14 protein-coding genes are annotated in these 20,636 nt (G+C 64.6%); 12 read left to right on the top strand and 2 right to left on the bottom strand.

The window, feature by feature from the left end; all coding sequences use genetic code 11:
- Window positions 1–172: 172 nt before the first annotated feature.
- Window positions 173–373: a heavy-metal-associated domain-containing protein gene (locus V6590_RS02430; protein ID WP_335418988.1), complete on the bottom strand. Its 201-nt coding sequence runs from the start codon at window positions 371–373 to the stop codon at window positions 173–175.
- 125 nt (window positions 374–498) lie between these two features.
- Between V6590_RS02430 and V6590_RS02425 the strand changes: the two genes are divergently transcribed.
- Genes V6590_RS02425 through V6590_RS02415 form a run of 3 tightly spaced genes read left to right on the top strand, consistent with a single transcriptional unit; the run spans window position 499 to window position 4,421 of the window.
- Window positions 499–2,910, top strand: coding sequence for a heavy metal translocating P-type ATPase (locus tag V6590_RS02425; RefSeq protein ID WP_335418985.1), 2,412 nt, complete (start codon window positions 499–501; stop codon window positions 2,908–2,910).
- The gene (cueR, locus tag V6590_RS02420) at window positions 2,907–3,302 is read left to right on the top strand and encodes a Cu(I)-responsive transcriptional regulator (RefSeq protein WP_335418982.1); all 396 of its coding nucleotides are present in this window, start codon (window positions 2,907–2,909) and stop codon (window positions 3,300–3,302) included. Before V6590_RS02425 ends, cueR begins: the two co-directional genes overlap by 4 nt.
- 60 nt (window positions 3,303–3,362) lie before the next feature.
- Window positions 3,363–4,421 (top strand): dipeptidase, encoded by a 1,059-nt coding sequence (locus V6590_RS02415; protein ID WP_335418980.1) that lies wholly within the window; start codon window positions 3,363–3,365, stop codon window positions 4,419–4,421.
- 33 nt (window positions 4,422–4,454) lie between these two features.
- Here the strand turns inward: V6590_RS02415 and V6590_RS02410 are convergent, their stop codons facing one another.
- A complete protein-coding gene (locus V6590_RS02410; protein WP_335418978.1) occupies window positions 4,455–4,889 on the bottom strand; it encodes an RrF2 family transcriptional regulator in 435 nt (144 codons plus the stop codon).
- A gap of 357 nt (window positions 4,890–5,246) precedes the next feature.
- Between V6590_RS02410 and V6590_RS02405 the strand changes: the two genes are divergently transcribed.
- The 9 genes from V6590_RS02405 (at window position 5,247) to V6590_RS02365 (ending at window position 20,583) form a co-directional block, all read left to right on the top strand.
- The gene (locus tag V6590_RS02405; RefSeq protein WP_335418975.1) at window positions 5,247–7,631 is read left to right on the top strand and encodes a glycogen/starch/alpha-glucan phosphorylase; all 2,385 of its coding nucleotides are present in this window, start codon (window positions 5,247–5,249) and stop codon (window positions 7,629–7,631) included.
- A 24-nt stretch (window positions 7,632–7,655) separates the two neighbouring features.
- Window positions 7,656–9,824 (top strand): 1,4-alpha-glucan branching protein GlgB, encoded by a 2,169-nt coding sequence (gene glgB / locus V6590_RS02400; protein WP_335418972.1) that lies wholly within the window; start codon window positions 7,656–7,658, stop codon window positions 9,822–9,824.
- Between the two features lie 33 nt (window positions 9,825–9,857).
- Window positions 9,858–11,129: a glucose-1-phosphate adenylyltransferase gene (glgC, locus tag V6590_RS02395; RefSeq protein WP_335418970.1), complete on the top strand. Its 1,272-nt coding sequence runs from the start codon at window positions 9,858–9,860 to the stop codon at window positions 11,127–11,129.
- A 96-nt stretch (window positions 11,130–11,225) separates the two neighbouring features.
- Complete coding sequence (glgA, locus tag V6590_RS02390; RefSeq protein ID WP_335418967.1) at window positions 11,226–12,653, top strand: glycogen synthase GlgA; 1,428 nt, start codon at window positions 11,226–11,228, stop codon at window positions 12,651–12,653.
- Window positions 12,650–14,749: a glycogen debranching protein GlgX gene (gene glgX, locus V6590_RS02385; protein WP_335418964.1), complete on the top strand. Its 2,100-nt coding sequence runs from the start codon at window positions 12,650–12,652 to the stop codon at window positions 14,747–14,749. Before glgA ends, glgX begins: the two co-directional genes overlap by 4 nt.
- A 7-nt stretch (window positions 14,750–14,756) precedes the next feature.
- Window positions 14,757–16,388, top strand: coding sequence for an alpha-D-glucose phosphate-specific phosphoglucomutase (locus tag V6590_RS02380; protein WP_335418962.1), 1,632 nt, complete (start codon window positions 14,757–14,759; stop codon window positions 16,386–16,388).
- Between the two features lie 84 nt (window positions 16,389–16,472).
- Entirely contained in the window at window positions 16,473–17,150 is a 678-nt protein-coding gene (locus V6590_RS02375; protein WP_335418959.1) for a response regulator transcription factor, read from the top strand.
- 75 nt (window positions 17,151–17,225) lie between these two features.
- Window positions 17,226–18,350: an FIST N-terminal domain-containing protein gene (locus tag V6590_RS02370; RefSeq protein WP_434063214.1), complete on the top strand. Its 1,125-nt coding sequence runs from the start codon at window positions 17,226–17,228 to the stop codon at window positions 18,348–18,350.
- A gap of 4 nt (window positions 18,351–18,354) precedes the next feature.
- Window positions 18,355–20,583 (top strand): hybrid sensor histidine kinase/response regulator, encoded by a 2,229-nt coding sequence (locus V6590_RS02365; protein ID WP_335418955.1) that lies wholly within the window; start codon window positions 18,355–18,357, stop codon window positions 20,581–20,583.
- The last annotated feature ends 53 nt before the right edge of the window (window positions 20,584–20,636 follow it).

The following is a 20,636-nucleotide window of genomic DNA, read 5'->3' as shown; positions in this document are numbered from 1 at the left end:
GTCACCCGGTTAACCCTGATCCCGCATTGCGGCGGTCTGCGGGCGGCACCATGGCGCTTTTGTCGCCAGTTATGTCGGAACAAGGCGGGCATCAAGAGAGGATCACAGCGCCCGGCAGGAAATTGCACAATTTTGCGACAGTTTGAAAATCCTGCGGCAGGGCTGCAACATTTCAGGCCGGGCTGGCCGGAAATCCGATCTCGTCCAGGGCCTTGATCAAGCTGGCGAGCGGGGCATCGCCCTCGATCACCGCCTGACGGGTTTCCGGCAAGAACCGGATCGCCGCGACGCCGGGCAATGGCTTCAGCGCAGTTTCGATCGAGGCGCGGCAATGGCCGCAGCTCATGTCGGGAATGGAAAGGGTGGTGGTCATGACACGCTCCGCTGAAAGGCTATGGCACGATATGGGGCTTCCCGCCGGGGGAAGGTCAAGAGGGGCGATGGGGGCTTGACCTTCCAGTCACAGGAAACCCCATATGGGCCGCAATGGAGGACGCGATGGATGATGCCTTGCTTGCCACTGCCCGGTTCCGGCTGGATGGAATGACCTGTGCCTCATGTGTGGCGCGTGCCGAACGGGTGCTGAAGGCCCAGCCGGGCGTGGCCGAGGCGCGGGTCAATCTGGCCGATGAAAGCGCCGAAGTGCGGTTTGCCTCCCCGGCCCAGACCGCCGGTCTGGCGGCGGCGCTGGAGCGGGCAGGCTATCCGGCGCGGCAGACCCAGATCACCCTGGCTGTTGAAGGCATGACCTGCGCCGCCTGCACCGGCCGGGTCGAGCGGGTGCTGCGCGCCCAGCCCGGTGTGGTGGCGGTCTCGGCCAATCTGGCGGCGCGGCGGGCAATGGTGACGGTTTGGGACGGCGCGGCCAACGCCGATCGGTTGGCAGCCGCCGTCACCCGCGCAGGCTTTGCCGCGACGGCGCAAGACAGCGCCGACCCCACCGCCCGCGACACCGAACTGCGCCAGCTGCGCCGCGACACCTGGTTGGCGGCTGCGCTGACGCTGCCGGTCTTTCTGGTCGAAATGGGCGGGCACATGCTGCCCGGCTTTCATCACTGGCTGATGGGCCTTGTGTCGCAGGATCGGCTGTGGGTCGCGCAATTCGTGCTGGTGGCGCTGGTTCTGGCCTTTCCGGGGCGGCGGTTCATCGTCAAGGGTATTCCTGCCCTGCTGCGGGGGGCGCCCGACATGAACAGCCTTGTGGCAGTGGGCACCGGGGCGGCCTTTGCCTATTCCAGCGTGGCCACCTTTGCGCCGCATCTTCTGCCTGCCACCGCCCGCGCGGTCTATTTCGAGGCGGCGGCGGTGATCGTGGTCCTGATCCTGCTGGGGCGGGTGATGGAGGCAAAGGCCCGTGGCCGGGCAGGGGCGGCCATTGCCGGGCTGATCGGGTTGCAACCTGCCACCGCGCGGCTGGAAGGCCCGGAGGGCTGGGTTGAAACCCCGATTGCCCAGATCCGACCGGGCGACCGGATCATGGTGCTGCCCGGCGGTCGCATACCGCTGGATGGGGTGGTGGAGGCCGGGCAATCGGCGGTGGACGAGGCGATGCTGACGGGCGAGGCGCTGCCGGTGGCCAAGGCCCCCGGCGATCCGGTCACCGGGGGCACGGTGAACGGCACAGGCAGCCTTGTGCTGCGCGTCACGCAGGTCGGGCAGGATACGGTCCTGGCGCGGATCATCGCGATGGTCGAACAGGCGCAAGGCGCGAAGCTGCCGGTGCAGGCGTTGGTGGATCGCATCACGCTGTGGTTCGTGCCTGCGGTGATGGCGCTGGCGGTGCTGACGGTCGCGCTGTGGCTGATCTTCGGGCCGGGGCTGACACAGGCGCTGGTGGCCGGGGTGTCGGTGCTGATCATCGCCTGTCCCTGCGCCATGGGACTGGCCACGCCGGTTTCCATCATGGTGGGCACCGGGCGGGCAGCGGAACTGGGCGTGCTGTTCCGGCGCGGCGAGGCCTTGCAGACACTCTCCACCGTCAGCCGCGTGGCCTTTGACAAGACCGGCACCCTGACCGAAGGCCGCCCGGTGCTGACCGATCTGAAACCCGCATCGCCGCATCTGCTGCGTCTGGCGGCTGCGGTCGAGGCGCAATCGGAACACCCCCTGGCCCGCGCGGTGGTTGCAGGGGCTGCGCATCTGGATGTGCCGTCTGCGACCGAATTCCGCGCAACCCCCGGCCATGGCGCCGAGGCCATGGTGGAAGGTCAACGTGTCACCCTGGGCGCGGCGCGCATGTTCCCGCAGGGCGTGGGGCATTGGCAGCGCGAGGGCGAGGGCTTTGCCGTGCAGGGCAAGACGCCGGTCTATCTGGCGGTAGACGGCAAGGTTCTGGGCGTGCTGGCGGTGGCCGATGCGGTCAAGCCCGGCGCAGCCCCGGCGATCCGCGCGCTTGGTGCCATGGGGCTGCAGGTCTCGATGATCACCGGCGATGCGCAGCGCGTGGCGCTGGCCATCGGGTCGGAACTTGGCCTGAACGATGTCGAGGCCGAGGTCTTGCCGGGTGGCAAGGTCGAGGCCGTGCGGGCCCGTGGCCCGGGCGTGGCCTTTGTGGGCGACGGGATCAATGATGCCCCGGCACTGGCGGCGGCGGATGTGGGCATCGCGCTTGGCACCGGCACCGATATCGCCATCGAGGCGGCCGAGGTGGTGCTGATCGGCGGTGCGCCCATCGGGGTTGCAACCGCCATTCATGTCAGCCGGGCGGTGATGCGCAATATCCGGCAGAACCTGATCTGGGCCTTTGGCTACAATGCCGCGCTGATCCCGGTGGCGGCGGGGGCGCTGGTGCCCTTAGGCGGGCCGCAACTGTCGCCCATGCTGGCCGCGGGGGCGATGGCGCTCTCATCGGTCTTTGTGCTGACAAATGCGCTGCGTTTGCGGCGTCTGCGGGCAGTGGAGGCCCCATGAACATCAAGGATGTCGCCCGCCGCGCCGGCCTGCCTGCCAAGACCATCCGCTATTACGAGGAAATCGGCCTGATCCGCCCGCTGCGGCAGGCCAATGGCTATCGCAGCTTTAGGGACAGCGATCTGCACAAGCTGTCCTTCATCGGGCGGGCGCGCAGTCTGGGTTTTTCCATCGAGGACTGCCGCACCCTGCTGGCCCTGTATGAAGACAAGGGCCGCGCCAGCGCGGATGTGAAGGCGTTGGCGGGCACCCATCTGGAGCGGATCAGCGCCAAGATCGCCGAGCTGGAAGCCATGCGCCGCACACTTTCCGGGCTGGTTGACGCCTGCGCAGGCGATGAACGCCCCGATTGCCCGATCCTGACCGGGCTGGGCGGGCCGGGCTGCGCTTAGGCTCTGGCCTTCCCCGCCACCCCGTGGCAGGCTGGCACAAAACTCAGGGGGACGGACCAGATGCTGCCGGTATTCGACGGCCATAACGACATTCTTCTGCGCCTGCAGATGGCACCACGACGGCGCGAGGCAATCTGGCTGACCGGCGAGGGGCGTGGCCATCTGGATCTGCCGCGCATGAAGGCAGGTGGCTTTGCGGGCGGCATTTTCGCCATCTATATCCCCAGCCCGGCTTTGCCCGGCGCGCCGGATTACGACGCGATGATGGATCATCCGCCCTATGAAATCGAACTGCCCGCCATGATCCCGCTGGGCGTGGCGCAGCCGGTTGCGCTGGCCATGGCCGGGCATCTGCTGTGGATGGAGCGCGCCTCGGCCGGGGCGTTCCGGCTATGTCGCAGCGTGGCCGGGATCGAGGCCGCCCGGGCCGAGGGCGCGATTGCCGGGGTCATGCATATGGAAGGGGCCGAGGCGATCGACGACAGTCTGGATGCGCTGCACAGCTTTCATGCCATGGGCCTGCGATCCTTGGGCCCGGTCTGGTCGCGCCCCACGATCTTTGGCCATGGCGTGCCGTTCCGCTTTCCGGGCAACCCCGATACCGGCCCTGGCCTGACCGATGCGGGCAAGCGTCTGGTGCGGGAATGCAACCAGTTGCGCATCGCGCTGGACCTGAGCCATCTGAACGAAGCAGGGTTCAACGATATTGCCGCGCTCAGCGATGCGCCGCTGATTGCCACCCATTCCAATGCCCATGCGATCACGCCTTCGACCCGCAACCTTACAGACCGGCAACTGGCCATGATCCGCGACAGCGGCGGGATGGTGGGGTTGAACTTCGCCACGGTCTTCCTGCGCAGCGATGGCAAACGCGCCACCGATTGCGGCTGGGAACCGGTCTTGCGGCATCTGGATCACCTGATTACCCATCTGGGCGAAGATCACGTCGGCTTCGGGTCGGATTTCGACGGCGCAGCGATTCCTGACGGGATTGGCGACGCTGCCGGTCTGCCCCGGCTGATCGCGGCCCTGCGTGGCCATGGTTATGACGAGCCGCTTCTGCGGCGCCTGTGCTGGGATAACTGGATGTCGGTGCTGCGCCGCACTTGGGGCGGCTGACCGGGGGGGCGATGCCCCCCTTTCACATTCAGATCAGGCGACCTTGAGCAGCCCTTCAAGTTCGCAATTGCCATCGACCATGTCGCGCAGCGACAACCGGTCCAGCGTGGCATAAAACGCCTCGACCGCCTCGGCCAGCGCGCATTTCAACCGGCAGCATTTGACCAGCGGACAGGAATTGCCGCCGCCCGCGAAACATTCGGTAAAGGGCAGGGCGCTTTCAAAGGTGCGGAACACATCGCCCACCCGGATGTCATCAACACCACGCCCCAGCATCAACCCGCCCGCACGGCCGCGTACGGTGTGCAGGAACCCCTTCTGCGCCAGCAGGTGTATGACCTGCGCCAGGTGGTTTTCCGACGCATTGCAGGCGCTGGCAATTTCGGCCTTGCGCACCACCCGCCCCGGGTTGACCGCGCAGAACATCAGGGTTCGCATCGCAAGATTTGTGCGGGTGGTCAGTCGCATCTGTGGCCCCATCGATCCTTGTCGGACCGTGCTTGCCCGGTCTGGCATGGGCCTGCCATGACTTAGATCATGTGCCGACGGAGGATGAAGGGTTGGCGCAGCACCATCCCCCATTCCGAGGGCCTCGAATCGCACAGGTTCCATCAAAGCGGTTTGAATACGCCATGCCATTGTTAATGTTTTGTTATTTTGTGGTGCTTTTCGGGCTTGATTGCGCTAACAAGAGGCATCCGGCCCCTTTTTCGGGCACAGGCCGGGATAGGGTTACAAAATCGTTGCCACTGCGGTTTTTGCCTGTCCCGCCCGGAAGAAGGCAGGCATCCTGCCGGAAAAATACCATGGATTGGAACTGCGACTGTGAACGATCTGACTGCGCCGCACCTCAAGGCTGACATTCTGCGCCACCTGACCTTCACGCTTGGCAAGGATGCGCCCCATGCCAGCCGCTATGACTGGCGCATGGCGCTGTCTTTTGCGATCCGCGACCGGATTGTCGAACCGTGGTTTGCCTCTACCCGCAAGACATGGGACACCGGGCACAAGCGGGTCTATTACCTGTCGATGGAATTTCTGATCGGGCGTCTTCTGGAAGATGCCACGATTAACCTTGGTCTGCGCGACATGGCCGAACAGGTGATGGCCGATCTCGGGCAGGATTTCCGCGCGCTGGTCGAGGATGAACCCGATGCCGCCCTTGGCAATGGGGGCCTGGGGCGTCTGGCGGCCTGTTTCATGGAAAGCATGGCCACCCTGGGCTGCCCGGCCTATGGCTATGGGATCCGCTATGAACATGGGTTGTTTCGTCAGCGGTTCGAGGCGGGGCGGCAGGTGGAAACGCCCGAAGACTGGCTGACCCAACGCCACCCCTGGGAATTTGAACGCCCCGAGGCTGCCTATACCATCGGTTTCAAGGGCGAGGTGGTCACCCGTGACGGGCGCGAGGTCTGGTTGCCGGGTGAAACCGTTCTGGCCGAGGCGCATGACACGCCGGTGATCGGCTGGGCCGGGAAATGGGCCAATACGCTGCGGCTCTGGGCGGCCAAGCCGACCACGCTGTTCGATCTGGCGCGGTTCAACCGCGGTGACTATGCGGCGGCGGCAGAACCGGAAACGCTGGCCCGCACGCTGAGCCGGGTGCTTTACCCCGATGATACCACCTATCAGGGCAAGGAATTGCGCCTGAAGCAGGAATTCTTCCTGACTTCGGCGGCGCTGCAGGACATTCTGCGCCGCCATCTGGCGGGGGGCTACAAGGTGGCCGATCTGGCGCAGCATGTGGCGATCCAGATGAATGACACCCACCCCGCAATTGCCGGGCCGGAACTGATCCGCCTGCTGGTCGATGATCACGGGATGGAGTTTGACGCGGCACTGGAAACGGCGCGGGCCTGTCTGGGCTATACCAACCACACGCTGTTGCCCGAGGCGCTGGAACGCTGGGCCACCTATACCTTTGGCAGCGTGCTGCCGCGCCACATGCAGATCGTGGAACGCATCGACAGCTGGCACCGCCGCACCTATCACCCGCCGCATTATGTGGGCATCGTGAAGCACCACGAAGTGCGGATGGGCGAAATGGCCTTTGTCATGGCGCATAAGGTGAACGGGGTTTCGGCGCTGCATTCCGATCTGGTGCAGCAGAACCTGTTCCCGGAACTGAACGCGCTGCATCCGGGGCGGATCATCAACCAGACCAATGGCGTGACCCCGCGCCGCTGGCTGAAGATGTGCAACCGCCCGCTTTCGGCGCTGATCACCGAAACGGTCGGCTCCGGATGGGAGGATGATCTGGATCGGCTGAAAGGTCTGGAATCCCACGTCGGCGATGCGGGCTTCCTTGACGGGTTCGATGCGGCCAAGCGGGCCAACAAACAGGCACTGTCGGACTGGATCGCGCAGGAATGTGGCGTGCAGGTGTCGCCCGATGCGCTGTTCGATGTGCAGGTAAAGCGGATCCACGAATACAAGCGGCAGCTTCTGAACATCCTGGAAACCATCGCGCGCTATCACGACATCAAGGCCAATCCGGGGGCCGATTGGGTGCCACGGGTGAAGATCTTTGGCGGAAAGGCCGCGCCCGGCTATGTGGTGGCCAAGGAAATCATTCACCTTATCAACGATGTGGCTGCCGTTGTTAATGCTGATCCTGAGGTGGGTGACCGCCTGAAGGTCGTCTATCCGGCCAACTACAATGTCAGCCTTGCCGAACGGCTGATCCCGGCCTCCGACCTGTCGGAACAGATCAGCACTGCCGGCAAAGAGGCCTCGGGCACCGGCAACATGAAGTTCATGATGAATGGCGCACCGACCATCGGCACGCTGGATGGGGCGAATGTCGAAATCCTGCAGGAAGTCGGGGCCGAGAATTTCTTCCTGTTCGGCCTGACCGCCGATCAGGTCGGGCCCCGCCGTGCCAATCCAGATCATGCTCGCGATGCGATCCTTGCCAGCCAGTCGCTGCAGGATGTGTTGCAAATGATCGCCGAAGGCCGGTTCAGCCCCGATGAACCGGGCCGCTATCACCAGCTTGTCCACCGGGTCTGGCATCACGACTATTTCCTCGTGGCGTCGGATTTCGACAGCTATCGCTCGGCACAGGCCCGGGTCGATGCGGCCTATGCCGATCGTGCGGGCTGGCTGAAGATGGCCGCGCTGAACACCGCCCGGTCGGGCTTTTTCTCGTCGGATCGTACGATCCGGGGCTACATGAAAGACATCTGGTCCGTCGCTTCGGCGCTGTGATCACCGGCTTGGGAGGGGCGGAGGATGACGGCAGACTGGTTTCATCCCGGCGCGGCGGCTGCACTGGTGGCGGGGGCGCATGGCGATCCCTTTGCCGTTCTGGGGCCACATCGGGCGGGCGGGCGCGTGGTGGTGCGGGTGTTTCAGCCGGGAGCCGAACAGGTCTGGGCGCTGACCCCCGATCCAGTGCCGCTTGACCCTTGCGGGCAGGGCCTGTTTGCCGGCGTTCTGCCCGGCGATGGTCCCTACCGGCTGCGGGCGCGGGCAGGCGATACGGAATGGGATTGGGATGATCCGTTCCGCTTTGGCCCCGTTCTGGGCGAGATGGACGAATACCTGCTGGCCGAAGGCACCCATGCCCGCATCTGGCAGGTACTGGGCGCGCATCTGATGACCCATGAGGGCGTCGAAGGCGTGCATTTTGCCGTCTGGGCCCCCAATGCCGACCGGGTTTCGGTGGTGGGGGATTTCAACATCTGGGATGGCCGCCGCCACCCGATGCGCAAACGCGGTGCGACGGGCGTGTGGGAAATCTTTGTGCCCGGCCTGCCCGAAGGCACCGCCTACAAATATGAAATCCGCGGCCCCGGTGGCCAGCTTTTGCCGCTCAAGGCCGATCCGGTCGGGTTTGGCAGCGAACATGCGCCCAAGAATGCCTCGGTCGTGCGCGGCATCCGGGGCGCATGGTCGGATGCGGGCTGGATGGACGGCCGCGCCGCCCGGCAGACGGTCGATGCGCCGATTTCGGTCTATGAGGTGCATCTGGGCAGCTGGAAACGCGCGCCGGGTGACCGGATGCTGTCCTATACCGAACTGGCCGACCAGTTGGTGAGCTATGCCGCCGAGATGGGCTTTACCCATATCGAATTGCTGCCTGTATCGGAATTTCCCTTTGACGGATCATGGGGCTATCAGCCGGTCGGGCTGTTTGCGCCCACGGTGCGCCATGGCACGCCCGAGGAATTTCGTGCCTTTGTCGATGCCGCGCATCGGCAGGGCCTGGGTGTGCTGCTGGATTGGGTGCCGGGCCATTTTCCGACCGATCCGCATGGGCTGGGCCGGTTCGACGGCACTGCGCTCTATGAACATGAAGACCCGCGCGAAGGGTTCCATCAGGATTGGAACACCCTGATCTACAATTACGGCCGGACAGAGGTGCAGAACTTTCTGGTGTCCAACGCTCTGTATTGGCTGGAGGAATACCATATCGACGGGCTGCGGGTCGATGCGGTCGCTTCCATGCTCTATCGCGATTATTCGCGCAAGGATGGCGAATGGCTGCCCAACAAGGATGGCGGGCGCGAGAATTACGAAGCCATCGCCATGTTGCAGCGGATGAATGTGGTGGCCTATGGCCAAAGCCCCGGGGTGATGACCGTGGCCGAGGAAAGCACCGCCTTTCCGGGCGTCAGCCGCCCGGTGAACTGGGGCGGGCTGGGGTTCGGCTTCAAATGGAACATGGGCTGGATGAACGACACGCTGTCCTACATGCAGCGCGATCCGGTCTATCGCAAATACCACCATCATCAGATGACTTTCGGCCTGCATTATGCCTGGTCGGAAAACTACATCCTGCCGATCAGCCATGACGAAGTGGTGCATGGCAAGGGCAGCATGCTGGAGAAGATGCCGGGGCAGGGCGACGAGAAATTCGCCAATCTGCGCGCCTATTACGGCTTCATGTGGGGGCATCCGGGCAAGAAGCTGCTGTTCATGGGCTGCGAATTCGCGCAGGGGCGCGAATGGGCCTATCGCCAAAGCCTGGATTGGCATCTGCTGGATCATCCGCAACATGCCGGAATGCAGCGGCTGGTGCGCGATCTGAACACGCTTTATCGCGGCACGCCCGCGCTGCATGTGAATGATTGCCGCCCCGAAGGGTTTCAATGGCTTGAGGCCAACGATGCCGAAGGGTCCACCTATGCCTGGCTGCGCAAGGGTGGCCCCGAGGATGCGCAGGTCGCGGTGGCGGTGAACATGACGCCGGTCGAACGGCAACTGCGCATCGGGCTGCCGGCCCCCGGCCATTGGGCCGAGGCGCTGAATACCGATGCGGCGATCTATGCCGGGGGGAACCGGGGCAATCTGGGCGGGGTTCAGGCCGAGGCCATCCCGCATCAGGGCCAGCCCTGGTCGGCGCTGGTGGTGCTGCCGCCTCTGGCGGCGGTGTTTCTGAAACAGTCACAGATTTGAAACGGCGGGCCATTGGTCCGGGGAGGGGAAGTCATGAAAGCAAGACCCAATCAGCGCCTGTCATCGCAGGCCATGGCCTTTGTGCTGGCGGGGGGGCGCGGGTCGCGCCTGAAAGAGCTGACCGACCGGCGGGCCAAACCGGCGGTCTATTTCGGCGGCAAGACCCGCATCATCGATTTCGCGCTGTCCAATGCGTTGAATTCCGGCATCCGCAAGATGGCGATTGCCACGCAATACAAGGCCCATAGCCTGATCCGCCACATGCAGCGCGGCTGGAACTTCTTCCGGGCCGAGCGCAACGAATATCTCGACATTCTGCCCGCCAGCCAGCGGGTGGACGAAACCAAATGGTATCTGGGCACCGCCGACGCGGTGACGCAGAACATCGACATCGTCGATAGCTATGGCGTGAAATACATCATCATTCTGGCCGGCGATCACATCTACAAGATGGATTACGAAATCATGCTGATGCAGCATGAACAGACCGGCGCGGATGTGACCATCGGCTGTCTGACGGTCCCCAAGGCCGAGGCCACGGCCTTCGGGGTGATGCATGTCGATGCCCATGGGCAGATCACCGATTTTCTGGAAAAGCCCAAAGACCCGCCGACCATTCCGGGCGATCCGGCGCATAGCCTCGCGTCGATGGGGATTTATGTCTTCACCTGGGCTTTCCTGCGCGATCTGCTGATCCGCGATGCCGAAGACCCGAATTCAAGCCATGATTTCGGCAATGACATCATCCCGCAGATCGTGAAACACGGCAAGGCCATGGCGCATCGCTTTGCCGAAAGCTGCGTGACCGCCGGGCTGGAGGATGAACCCTATTGGCGCGATGTCGGCACGATCGATGCCTTCTGGCAGGCCAATATCGACCTGACGGATTTCGTGCCCAAGCTGGATATCTATGACAACAGCTGGCCGATCTGGACCTATTCGGAAATCGTGCCGCCCGCCAAGTTCATCCATGACGAGGATGGCCGGCGGGGCAGTGCGGTGTCATCGCTGGTGTCGGGCGATTGCATCGTATCGGGGTCCGAGGTGCGCAACAGCCTGCTGTTCACCGGCTGCCGGACGCACAGTTTCTCCAGCCTTGAATATGTCGTCGCACTACCGCAGGTGATCGTGAACCGCAAGGCAGAGTTGAAGAACTGCGTCATCGACCGTGGCGTGGTGATCCCCGAAGGGCTTGTCGTCGGGCAGGACCCGGAGGAAGATGCCAAGTGGTTCCGCCGCAGCGAGGGCGGGATCGTGCTGATCACCCAGGACATGATCGACGGTTGGGCGCGCGCAAAGCTGTAACCCTGGGGTGGTGACACGGGCGGGGGGGCGGTCGGCCCCCCGCACTCCCCGAGGATATTGGGCCAAGATGAAGGCGAAGGCAGGAAGGGCTGGGGCATGAAACGGGTTTTGTCGGTTGCTTCCGAGGCGGTGCCGTTGGTCAAGACCGGCGGCCTTGCGGATGTGGTGGGCGCGCTGCCTGCGGCGCTGGCCGGGCAGGGCTGGGAGATGCGGGTGCTGATCCCGGCCTATCGGGCCTTGCGGGCGCAGGCTGCCGATTGGCCGGTGGTGTTTCGCGACCCCGATCTGTTTGGCGGTGGCGGCGAGGTGCGTGCGGGCATGGTGGAGGGGGTGGCGATGCTCTTGCTCGATGCCCCGCATCTTTATGACCGCGAGGGGGGGCCCTACAACACGCCTGCGGGTGACTGGCCGGACAATGCCCAACGCTTTGCCGCGCTGTCCTGGGTTGCGGCCCGCATCGCCCGCGAGGGGCTGGAGGATGGCTGGCAGCCACAGGTGCTGCATGCGCATGACTGGCAGGCCGGATTTGCACCGGCCTATCTGGATTATGCCGGGGCGCGGGATGTGGCCACGGTGATGACCATTCACAACGTGGCCTTTCAGGGTTGGGCCGAGGCGGAGATGCTGGGCGCTTTGCGGCTGCCGGCTTGGGCCTTTCATCCGGCGGCGCTGGAATATTATGGCGGCTTGTCCAGTCTGAAGGCCGGGCTGGTGACGGCCGACAAGGTGACGACCGTTTCGCCCAGCTATGCCGCCGAACTGACGCGGGCCGAATTCGGGCTGGGCCTGCAGGGGGTAATCGCCGCGCGGGGGGCGGATGTGGTCGGCATCCTCAATGGCGTCGACACCTCGGTCTGGAACCCGGAGGCTGAAGCGGTGCCCTATTCCGCGCGTCGGATGAAGGGCAAGGCGGTGGCGCGGGCGGCGCTATGTGCCGAATTCGGGCTGGAGGTGCCGGGGCCGCTGGCCATCGTGGTCAGCCGCTTGACCGATCAGAAGGGGATGGATCTGCTGCCGCAGGTTCTGCCCGATTTCATTTCGGCGGGAGGGGGGCTGGCGCTGCTGGGTTCGGGCGATCCGGCGCTGGAAGCTGCCGTACAGGCGCTGGTCGCGCGGTTCCCGGGACGGGTGGCGGTGAAGATCGGCTATGACGAGGGGTTGAGCCACCGGATGTTCGCGGGCGGCGATGCGGTGCTGGTGCCGTCACGGTTCGAACCTTGCGGGCTGACCCAGATGTATGGGCTGCGCTATGGCACCCTGCCGGTGGTGGCATCCGTGGGCGGTCTGGCCGATACGGTGATCACCGCCAATCCGGCGGCTCTGGCGCAGGGTGTGGCGACCGGGATCACCTTTCAGCCGACCGATGCCCCGGCCTTTGCCGAGGCGCTGCGCCGTCTGATCGCGCTTCATGCCGATCCCAAGGTCTGGGCACAGCTGCAGAAGCGCGCCATGGCGCAGCCCGTAGGGTGGGAAACCTCGGCTGCGGCTTATGCGGCACTGTATGAAAGCATCCTGCGCGCATGATCGGGACATCCGGCCTGCTTGCCCGTCTGCCGGGCCATGCCACAAGCCCGGGCCGCGCCTGGCCGATGGGCGCGAGTTTCGATGGTGAAGGGGTCAATTTCGCGCTGTTTTCCGCCCATGCCGAACGGGTGGAACTGTGCCTGTTTTCGCCCGATGGCCGCAAGGAAACCGCACGCATCCCGCTGCGCGAACGCGATGGCGATGTCTGGCATATCCATGTCGGCGGGCTGACGCCGGGCACGCTTTATGGGTATCGCGTCCATGGCCCCTATGCGCCCGAAGGCGGGCATCGTTTCAACCCCAACAAATTGCTGATCGACCCCTATGCCCGGCAGCTGTCGGGGCGGCTGAGATGGTCGGATGCGGTGATGGGCTACAAGGTGGGCAGCCCGCGCGCCGATCTGTCTTTTGACACCCGCGACAGCGCCTTTGCCGTGCCGAAATCGGTGGTGGTAGACCCAAGCTTTCATTGGGGCAGCGATCAGCCGCCCCGGGTGCCCATGGCCGATACGGTGATCTATGAGGCGCATGTGAAGGGCCTGACGGCGCTGCATCCGGGGGTGGAGCCTGGCTTGCGCGGCAGTTATCAGGGGCTGGCCTCTGATGCGGTGATCGACCAGCTGGTGAAGCTGGGTATCACCTCGGTGGAACTGCTGCCCGTTCAGGCCTTTCTGGATGACCGGTTTCTGGTGGCCAAGGGGCTGACGAATTACTGGGGCTATCAGACCATAGGCTTTTTCGCCCCCGAACCCCGCTATATGGCGCAGGGCCAGATCTGGGAATTTCAGACCATGGTGCGGCGGCTGCATGCGGCCGGGATCGAGGTGATCCTGGATGTCGTCTATAACCATTCCGGCGAAGGCGATGAACTGGGCCCGACCCTGTCGTTTCGCGGGATCGACAATCGCAGCTATTACCGGTTGCGGGATGGCGGGCGGTACTATGTCAATGACACCGGCACCGGCAATACGCTGAACCTGACGCATCCGATGGTGCTGCGCATGGTGATGGACAGCTTGCGCTATTGGGTAGAGGTCATGCATGTCGATGGCTTCCGCTTTGATCTGGCCAGCGTTCTGGGGCGCGAGGCCCATGGGTTCGATCCCCATGGCGGTTTTTTCGATGCAATCCGGCAAGACCCGGTGCTGGCGCGGGTGAAGCTGATTGCCGAACCCTGGGATATCGGCCCGGGTGGCTATCAGCTGGGGGCCTATCCGCATCCGTTTTCCGAATGGAATGACAGGTTCCGCGATGGGGTGCGGCGGTTCTGGCGCGGCGATGCCGGGCAGGCACCCGATCTGGCCAAGCGCTTGCTGGGCAGTGCCGAACGGTTTGATCATTCGGGGCGCGCGGCGACGGCGTCGGTGAACTTCATCACGGCGCATGACGGGTTCACGCTGCAGGATCTTGTCAGCTTCACCCTGAAGCGCAATTTCGCCAATGGCGAAGACAATCGCGATGGCCATGATGACAACCATTCCGACAATATGGGGGTGGAAGGGCCAAGTGACGATGCGGCCATCATCGCCGAGCGGGGCCTGCGCAAGCGCAACCTGCTGGCCACCCTGATGCTGAGCCAGGGCGTGCCGATGCTGCTGGCCGGGGATGAAATCGGCAACAGCCAGCAAGGCAACAACAATGCCTATGCGCAGGACAATCCGACCGGCTGGGTGGATTGGACGGGCGAACCCGGGTTGGCCGCCTTTGTGGCCCGGCTGACCGCGCTGCGCCGCGCCCACCCGGTGCTGCGCCAGCGCCGCTTTCTGCATGGGCGGCCGCGCGAGGCGGATGGCCTGCCCGATGTGATCTGGCGTCGCGCCGATGGGGCCGTGCCGCGCCCCGAGGATTGGCATGACCCGGCCTTCCGCTGCATCGGTGTCGAATTGCGTCTGGCCGCCGAGGGCGATGATGCGGGGTCGGCCATTTTCGCTGTGTTCAACGCAGGTTATGCGACGCAGCTTACCCTGCCGGATACGGCTCCGGGCTGGCGGCTGATCCTTGATACGACCCGACCGGATACGCCCGAAAGCCCGGCCCGGTCGGGGCTTGAGCTTCCCGCCCATTCCGTGCTTGTTTTCACCCCGATCCAGATTTGAGGGCCACATGACCGCCTTGACCATCGCCACCCAACCGATTGCAGGGCAGAAGCCCGGAACTTCGGGCCTGCGCAAGAAGACGCCCGTGTTCATGGGGCCGCATTACCTGCAAAACTTCGTGCAGGCGATTTTTGATGCCATCGGCGGAGCGGCGGGCAAGACCTTCGTGCTGGGCGGCGACGGGCGCTATTTCAACGACAGCGCGGCGCAGATCATCCTGAAGATGGCGGCGGCCAATGGTGCGGCCAAGGTGATTGTGGGGCAGCACGCGGTTCTCTCAACTCCGGCAGCCAGCCACTTGATCCGCCTCAACAAAACCGATGGCGGCATCATCATGTCGGCCAGCCATAACCCCGGTGGCCCCGAGGAAGATTTCGGCGTCAAGTTCAACATGCCCAATGGCGGCCCGGCGCCCGAGGCCGTGACCGAGGCGATGTATCAACGCACCACCGAGATCACCGAATACCGCATTTCGGATGCGCCCGATATTGATCTGGGCCGGGTGGGCGCCACCACGCTGGATGGCATGGCCGTGGAGGTGGTCGATAGCGTCACCGATTACGCGGCGCTGATGGAAACCCTGTTCGATTTCCCGGCGATCCGGGCGATGTTTGCGGGCGGTTTCACCATGCGCTTTGATGCCATGTGCGCCGTGACCGGCCCCTATGCCACCGAAATTCTGGAAAATCGTCTGGGCGCCGCCAAGGGCACCGTGACCCATGGCACGCCCTTGCCCGATTTCGGCGGCATGCACCCCGACCCGAACCCGACCTGGGCGCATGAGCTGATGGATGAGATGATGGGGCCGAACGCCCCTGATTTCGGCGCGGCCTCGGATGGCGATGGCGACCGCAACATGGTGGTGGGGCGCGGCGTCTATGTCTCGCCCTCGGACAGCCTTGCCGTTCTGGCGGCAAATGCGCATCTGGCGCCGGGCTATGCCCGCGGTCTGGCCGGTGTGGCGCGCTCCATGCCCACCTCGGCGGCGGCAGATCGGGTGGCCGATGCGCTTGGCATCGGCAAGTTCGAAACCCCGACGGGCTGGAAATTCTTCGGCAATCTGCTGGATGCGGGCCGCGCCACGCTCTGTGGCGAGGAATCCTTCGGCACCGGATCGGACCATGTGCGCGAGAAGGACGGGCTTTGGGCCGTGCTGCTCTGGCTCAACATCCTTGCCGTGCGCCAGCAATCGGTGGCCGCCATCATGGCCGAGCATTTCGCGCGCTTTGGTCGCAACTACTATAGCCGCCATGATTTCGAGGCCATCGCCACCGACAAGGCCGATGCCATGATGGCCGCCCTGCGCGCCAGCCTGCCCGATCTTGCAGGCCATGAGGTCGAGGGCATGACCGTGCAAGGCGCCGATGATTTCGCCTATACCGATCCGGTCGATGGGTCCGTTTCGGCCAAGCAGGGCGTGCGCATCCTCTTCACCGATGGCTCGCGCATCGTCATGCGCCTGTCGGGCACTGGCACCGAAGGCGCGACGCTGCGGGTCTATCTGGAACGCTTCACCCCCGGCCCGGACGGGCTGGACCATGATCCGCAAGAGGCACTGGCCCCGGTGATCCGCGCGGCGCATCAGCTGGCGCGGATTGGCGAATTTACCGGCCGCACAGAGCCGAATGTGATCACCTGACGGGCGAAGCAGCGGGACGCTATAGACTTTCTGCTGATTGTGGCGGCGCGGGCATGGGGTAAACTGCGGCAAAGGAGTGCCACCATGCCCGACCGCAACCTGAAGACCGCGCTTATCATCGACGATCATCCGCTGTTCTGCGATGCGCTGTCGATCACCCTGCGCACGGTTGCGGGGCTGGATCAGGTTGAAACGCTGGACCGGCTGGAAACCGCGCTGGCGCGGCTGGATCTGTCGCCCTTGCCCGACGTCATAGTGCTGGATCTCAACCTGCCGGATGTCACGGGTTTGGACGGGCTGCTGCGGGTCAAGGCCGCGGCGGGGGCCGTGCCGGTGGTGGTCGTCTCCAGCCTGACCGACAATCGCATCATCGCGGGGGCCTTGCAGGCCGGTGCTGCGGGGTTTGTGCCCAAACATTCGCGTCGCGAGGTGTTCCGCGCGGCCTTCGAGGCGATCCGGTCGGGCGGGATCTGGCTGCCCGAAGGCTATGTGCCGCCCGCAGGCGAATCCGGTCCGGCCAATGCGCGGGAAAATGCGCTGGCCCGGCTGGCGCTGCTGACACGCCAACAGGCCAAGATCCTGCAGCTGATTTGCGAAGGACGGCTTAACAAACAGATTGCTTATGATCTTTCAATCGCGGAACCTACGGTCAAGGCCCATGTCTCTGCCATCATGCGCAAGCTGGGGGTACAAAGCCGGACGCAGGCGGTGCTGATCGCCAATGAGGTGAATTTCAGCACCATCCTGCCAGATCAAGGCTGATCAGGGCCGCGCGCTGCTGCCGCACAGGCAGGGCCGCCGACATGGGCTTCGACGGGGCGAAGGGAGGCGCACCGGATGAGCATGGATCAGGTGATCGTCACGGCCGAGGCCGCGGCGTCTACGCCCTTTCTGGGGGCGCGTCTGGCGCAGAAGCTGGGGCCGGGGCCTTTTGCCTGCGTCATGCTGTTTGCCGCACCTGAAACCGATTTGGCTGCGTTGGTGACCGATTTCCGGGTGAATGGCCCGGTGATCGGCTGCACGACAGCGGGCGAGATTTCGACCGAAGGCTATAGCGAAGGCGGCGTGGTCGCGCTTGGCCTGCCTGCCGCGTTGTTCGATGCCGAAACCATCTTTGTGCCGAACCTGTCAGTGATGGATCGCGAGGGGCTGATCGGCCAATTGATCCGCGCGCGGGCGGCACTGGCGCAGCGGCGGCCCGATTGGGACAGCGAATTTGCCTTTCTCATGGTTGATGGCCTGTCCACGCGCGAAGACGAACTGACGGCCACACTGGCATCGGGTCTTGGCCCGGTGCCGCTGTTCGGCGGGTCGGCAGCGGATGGCACGCGGTTTCGCCAGACCTTCGTGATGCAGGGCGGGCGGCTGTGGCGCGATGCGGCGGTGCTGGTGATGGTGCGGTCGCTCTGCCCGGTGCGGGTGTTCAATCTTGACCATCTGCGCCCGACCGAAACCCGCATGGTGGTGACCGAGGCCGATCCCGCACAGCGCATCGTGCGCAAGATCAATGCCGAACCGGCGGCGCAGGAATATGCCCGCCTTCTTGGCAAGGATCCGGGGCAGTTGGACACTTTCACCTTTGCCGCCCATCCGGTGGTGGTGCGCATCGGCGGCCAGCATCATGTGCGCGCCATCCAGCAGGTCGCGCCCAATGGCGATCTTGTATTCTTTGCGGCGATTGATGAAGGTCTGGTTCTGACCCTGGCCGAACCCGAGGATATGGTGGCCCATCTGGACCGCGAATTGCGCCAATTGTCCCAACCCGGCAGCCCGGCGGTGATCCTGGCCTGCGATTGCATCCTGCGCCGGATGGAGGCGCTGGAAAAACAGCGCTACGGGGCCATGTCGCATCTGTTGCGCCAGAACCGGGTGATCGGCTTTTCCACCTATGGCGAACAGCTCAATGCCATGCATGTGAACCAGACGATGACCGGCGTGGCCATCTATCCGCCCGATCCCTGACCTGATGACCCAGACGCCGCGCGCCTCCAGCCTGCTCAATGCTGCCGATCCGCTGGAACGCCAGCGCGACAAGCTTCTGGCCATCGCCGAAGTGCTGATGCGCCGGGCCGAACAGGAAACCGACAATTCCGGCGAGGCCTATGCCCAGTTCCAGCGCGCCGCGATGCTGGAAGATCAGGTCCGGGCCCGAACCCGCGATCTGGAACGCGCACTGGATCTGCTGCATCAGTCCAATGCGCAGCTGGCCACCGCCAACCGCGAAACCGAAGCCGCCCGGCAGAACCTGGCCGATGCGATCGAAACGGTGCAGGAAGGCTTTGCCCTCTTCGGCCCCGATGATGTGCTGGTCATGTGCAATTCGCGCTTTTGCCAGCAGATGATCGATCTGCGCGACCATCTGAAACCGGGCCTGAGCTTTGATACCTATATCGACCGGGTCAGCCGGTCGAGCTATCTCGCGCTGCCCCCTGGCGAAACGCCGGAAAGCTGGGCCGTGCGGCGGCGCAAGCGGCATCAGGATCGCCACGTCATCTTCAATGTGCAGCTGATCTGGGATCGCTGGCTGCAGGTGTCGGAACATCGCACGGCGACGGGCGGCACTGTCATCCTGCAAACCGATGTGACCGATCTGATCCGGCTGGAGCGCGAGGCGCGCGGCCGGATGCTGGACGATCAGGCCCGCATCATCCGCGCCACGCTGGACCATATCAGCCAGGGCGTCTGCATCTTTGACGCCGAGGCGCGACTGGTGGGCTGGAATCAGCGGCTGGGCGATCTGCTGGCCATTCCGGTGACACGGTTCCGCATGGGGGTCAGCTTTGCGGCGCTGATGGAACGGATGGAAAGCGAAATCGGCTTTGGTGAAGGCATGACGGCGCAGCGCCTGGCAGAGTGGACCGGCGCGCGGGGCCGGGCGCCGATCTCTTTCGAAGTGACGCGGGGGCCGCTGATCCTGCAGGCCGATGCGCAGGAAATGCCCGATGGCGGCTTTGTGGTAAGCTTCACCGATATCACCGCAGAACGTGCGGCCCAGGCGGCGCTGGCGGCGGTGAACGAAACGCTTGAGGCGCGGGTGATGGAGCGCACGCTGGAACTGGCTGATGCGCTGGCCGATGCCGAACGGGCCAATGCCAGCCGGGCGCGGTTTGTGGCGGCGGCCAGCCATGATCTGCTGCAACCCCTGTCGGCGGCCAAGCTGTTCATCGGGTCCATCACCGCCGAGGGGCTGGACCCCTTCGCGCAAGAGGCGCTGACCAAGGCGCAGAACGCCTTGGGGCAGGTCGAGGGTATTCTGGGCGCGCTCCTGGATATTTCGCGGCTGGAAAGCGGGCGGTTGGCGGTCAATCCCGGGCCTGTGCAGTTGAACCGCGTGCTGGGCCCGCTGCGCGAGGAATTCGCGGCGCTGGCCGCCGCCAAGGGCTTGCGTCTGACGGTGCTGCCCTGTTCGGCGGTGGTGATCTCTGATCCTGCCTATCTGCGCCGCATTCTGCAGAACCTGATCGGCAATGCCGTGCGCTATACCCGCACGGGCCGGGTGCTGGTCGGGGCGCGGCGGCAAGGCGGCGGCATCCGGCTGGAGGTGCGCGACACTGGCCCGGGCATCGCCGAAGAAGATCAGGATGCCATTTTCCGCGAATTTCATCGCCTGAATGCCCCGGCCTCGGCGTCCGAGGGGATGGGTCTGGGGCTGGCCATTGTCGAACGCGCCTGTGCTGCCTTGGGCCATCCACTTGGCCTGCAATCCGATCCCGGGCGCGGCAGCTGTTTCATGGTGCAACTGGCGCAGGCCGATCCTTCGGCCAGCCTGCCCAGCCCCCCGGCAGCCCAGCCCCCCCAACCGGCGGTACAGGGCACGTTGATCGCCTTTCTGGTGGAAAACGATCCCGATCTGCGCCGCGCCATGGGCCTTTTGCTGGAAAAATGGGGCCTGACGGTGCTGGATGCGGGTTCGGCCGAAGAGGCGCTGGAACTGATCGAGGAAATCGGCATCCTGCCGGATGTGTTTCTGGTGGATCAGCAATTGGGCGATGGCATGGCCGGGCTTGACTTCATCCGCCAGATCCGCAGCGATTATGTGGGCACAATTCCCGCTGCGCTCATCACCGCCGACCGTGATCCGGCGCTGGCACTGGCCTGCGATACCCTTGCCATTCCACAATTTCTCAAACCGATCGACCCTGCCGCGCTGGAGGCATGGATCGTGTCGGCCACAGCACCACCACCGGAAACATAAGACTTTCGTTTCATAGCCCGGCGCGCAAATTTGTTGCAGCCTGTCGGCAAAAG

It is taken from the genome of Gemmobacter denitrificans, from assembly GCF_036964905.1.
GTDB classification, from domain to species: Bacteria; Pseudomonadota; Alphaproteobacteria; order Rhodobacterales; family Rhodobacteraceae; genus Gemmobacter; species Gemmobacter denitrificans.
Note: the sequence above shows the minus strand (reverse complement) of the source record. Positions and strands in the feature narration are given on the sequence as shown.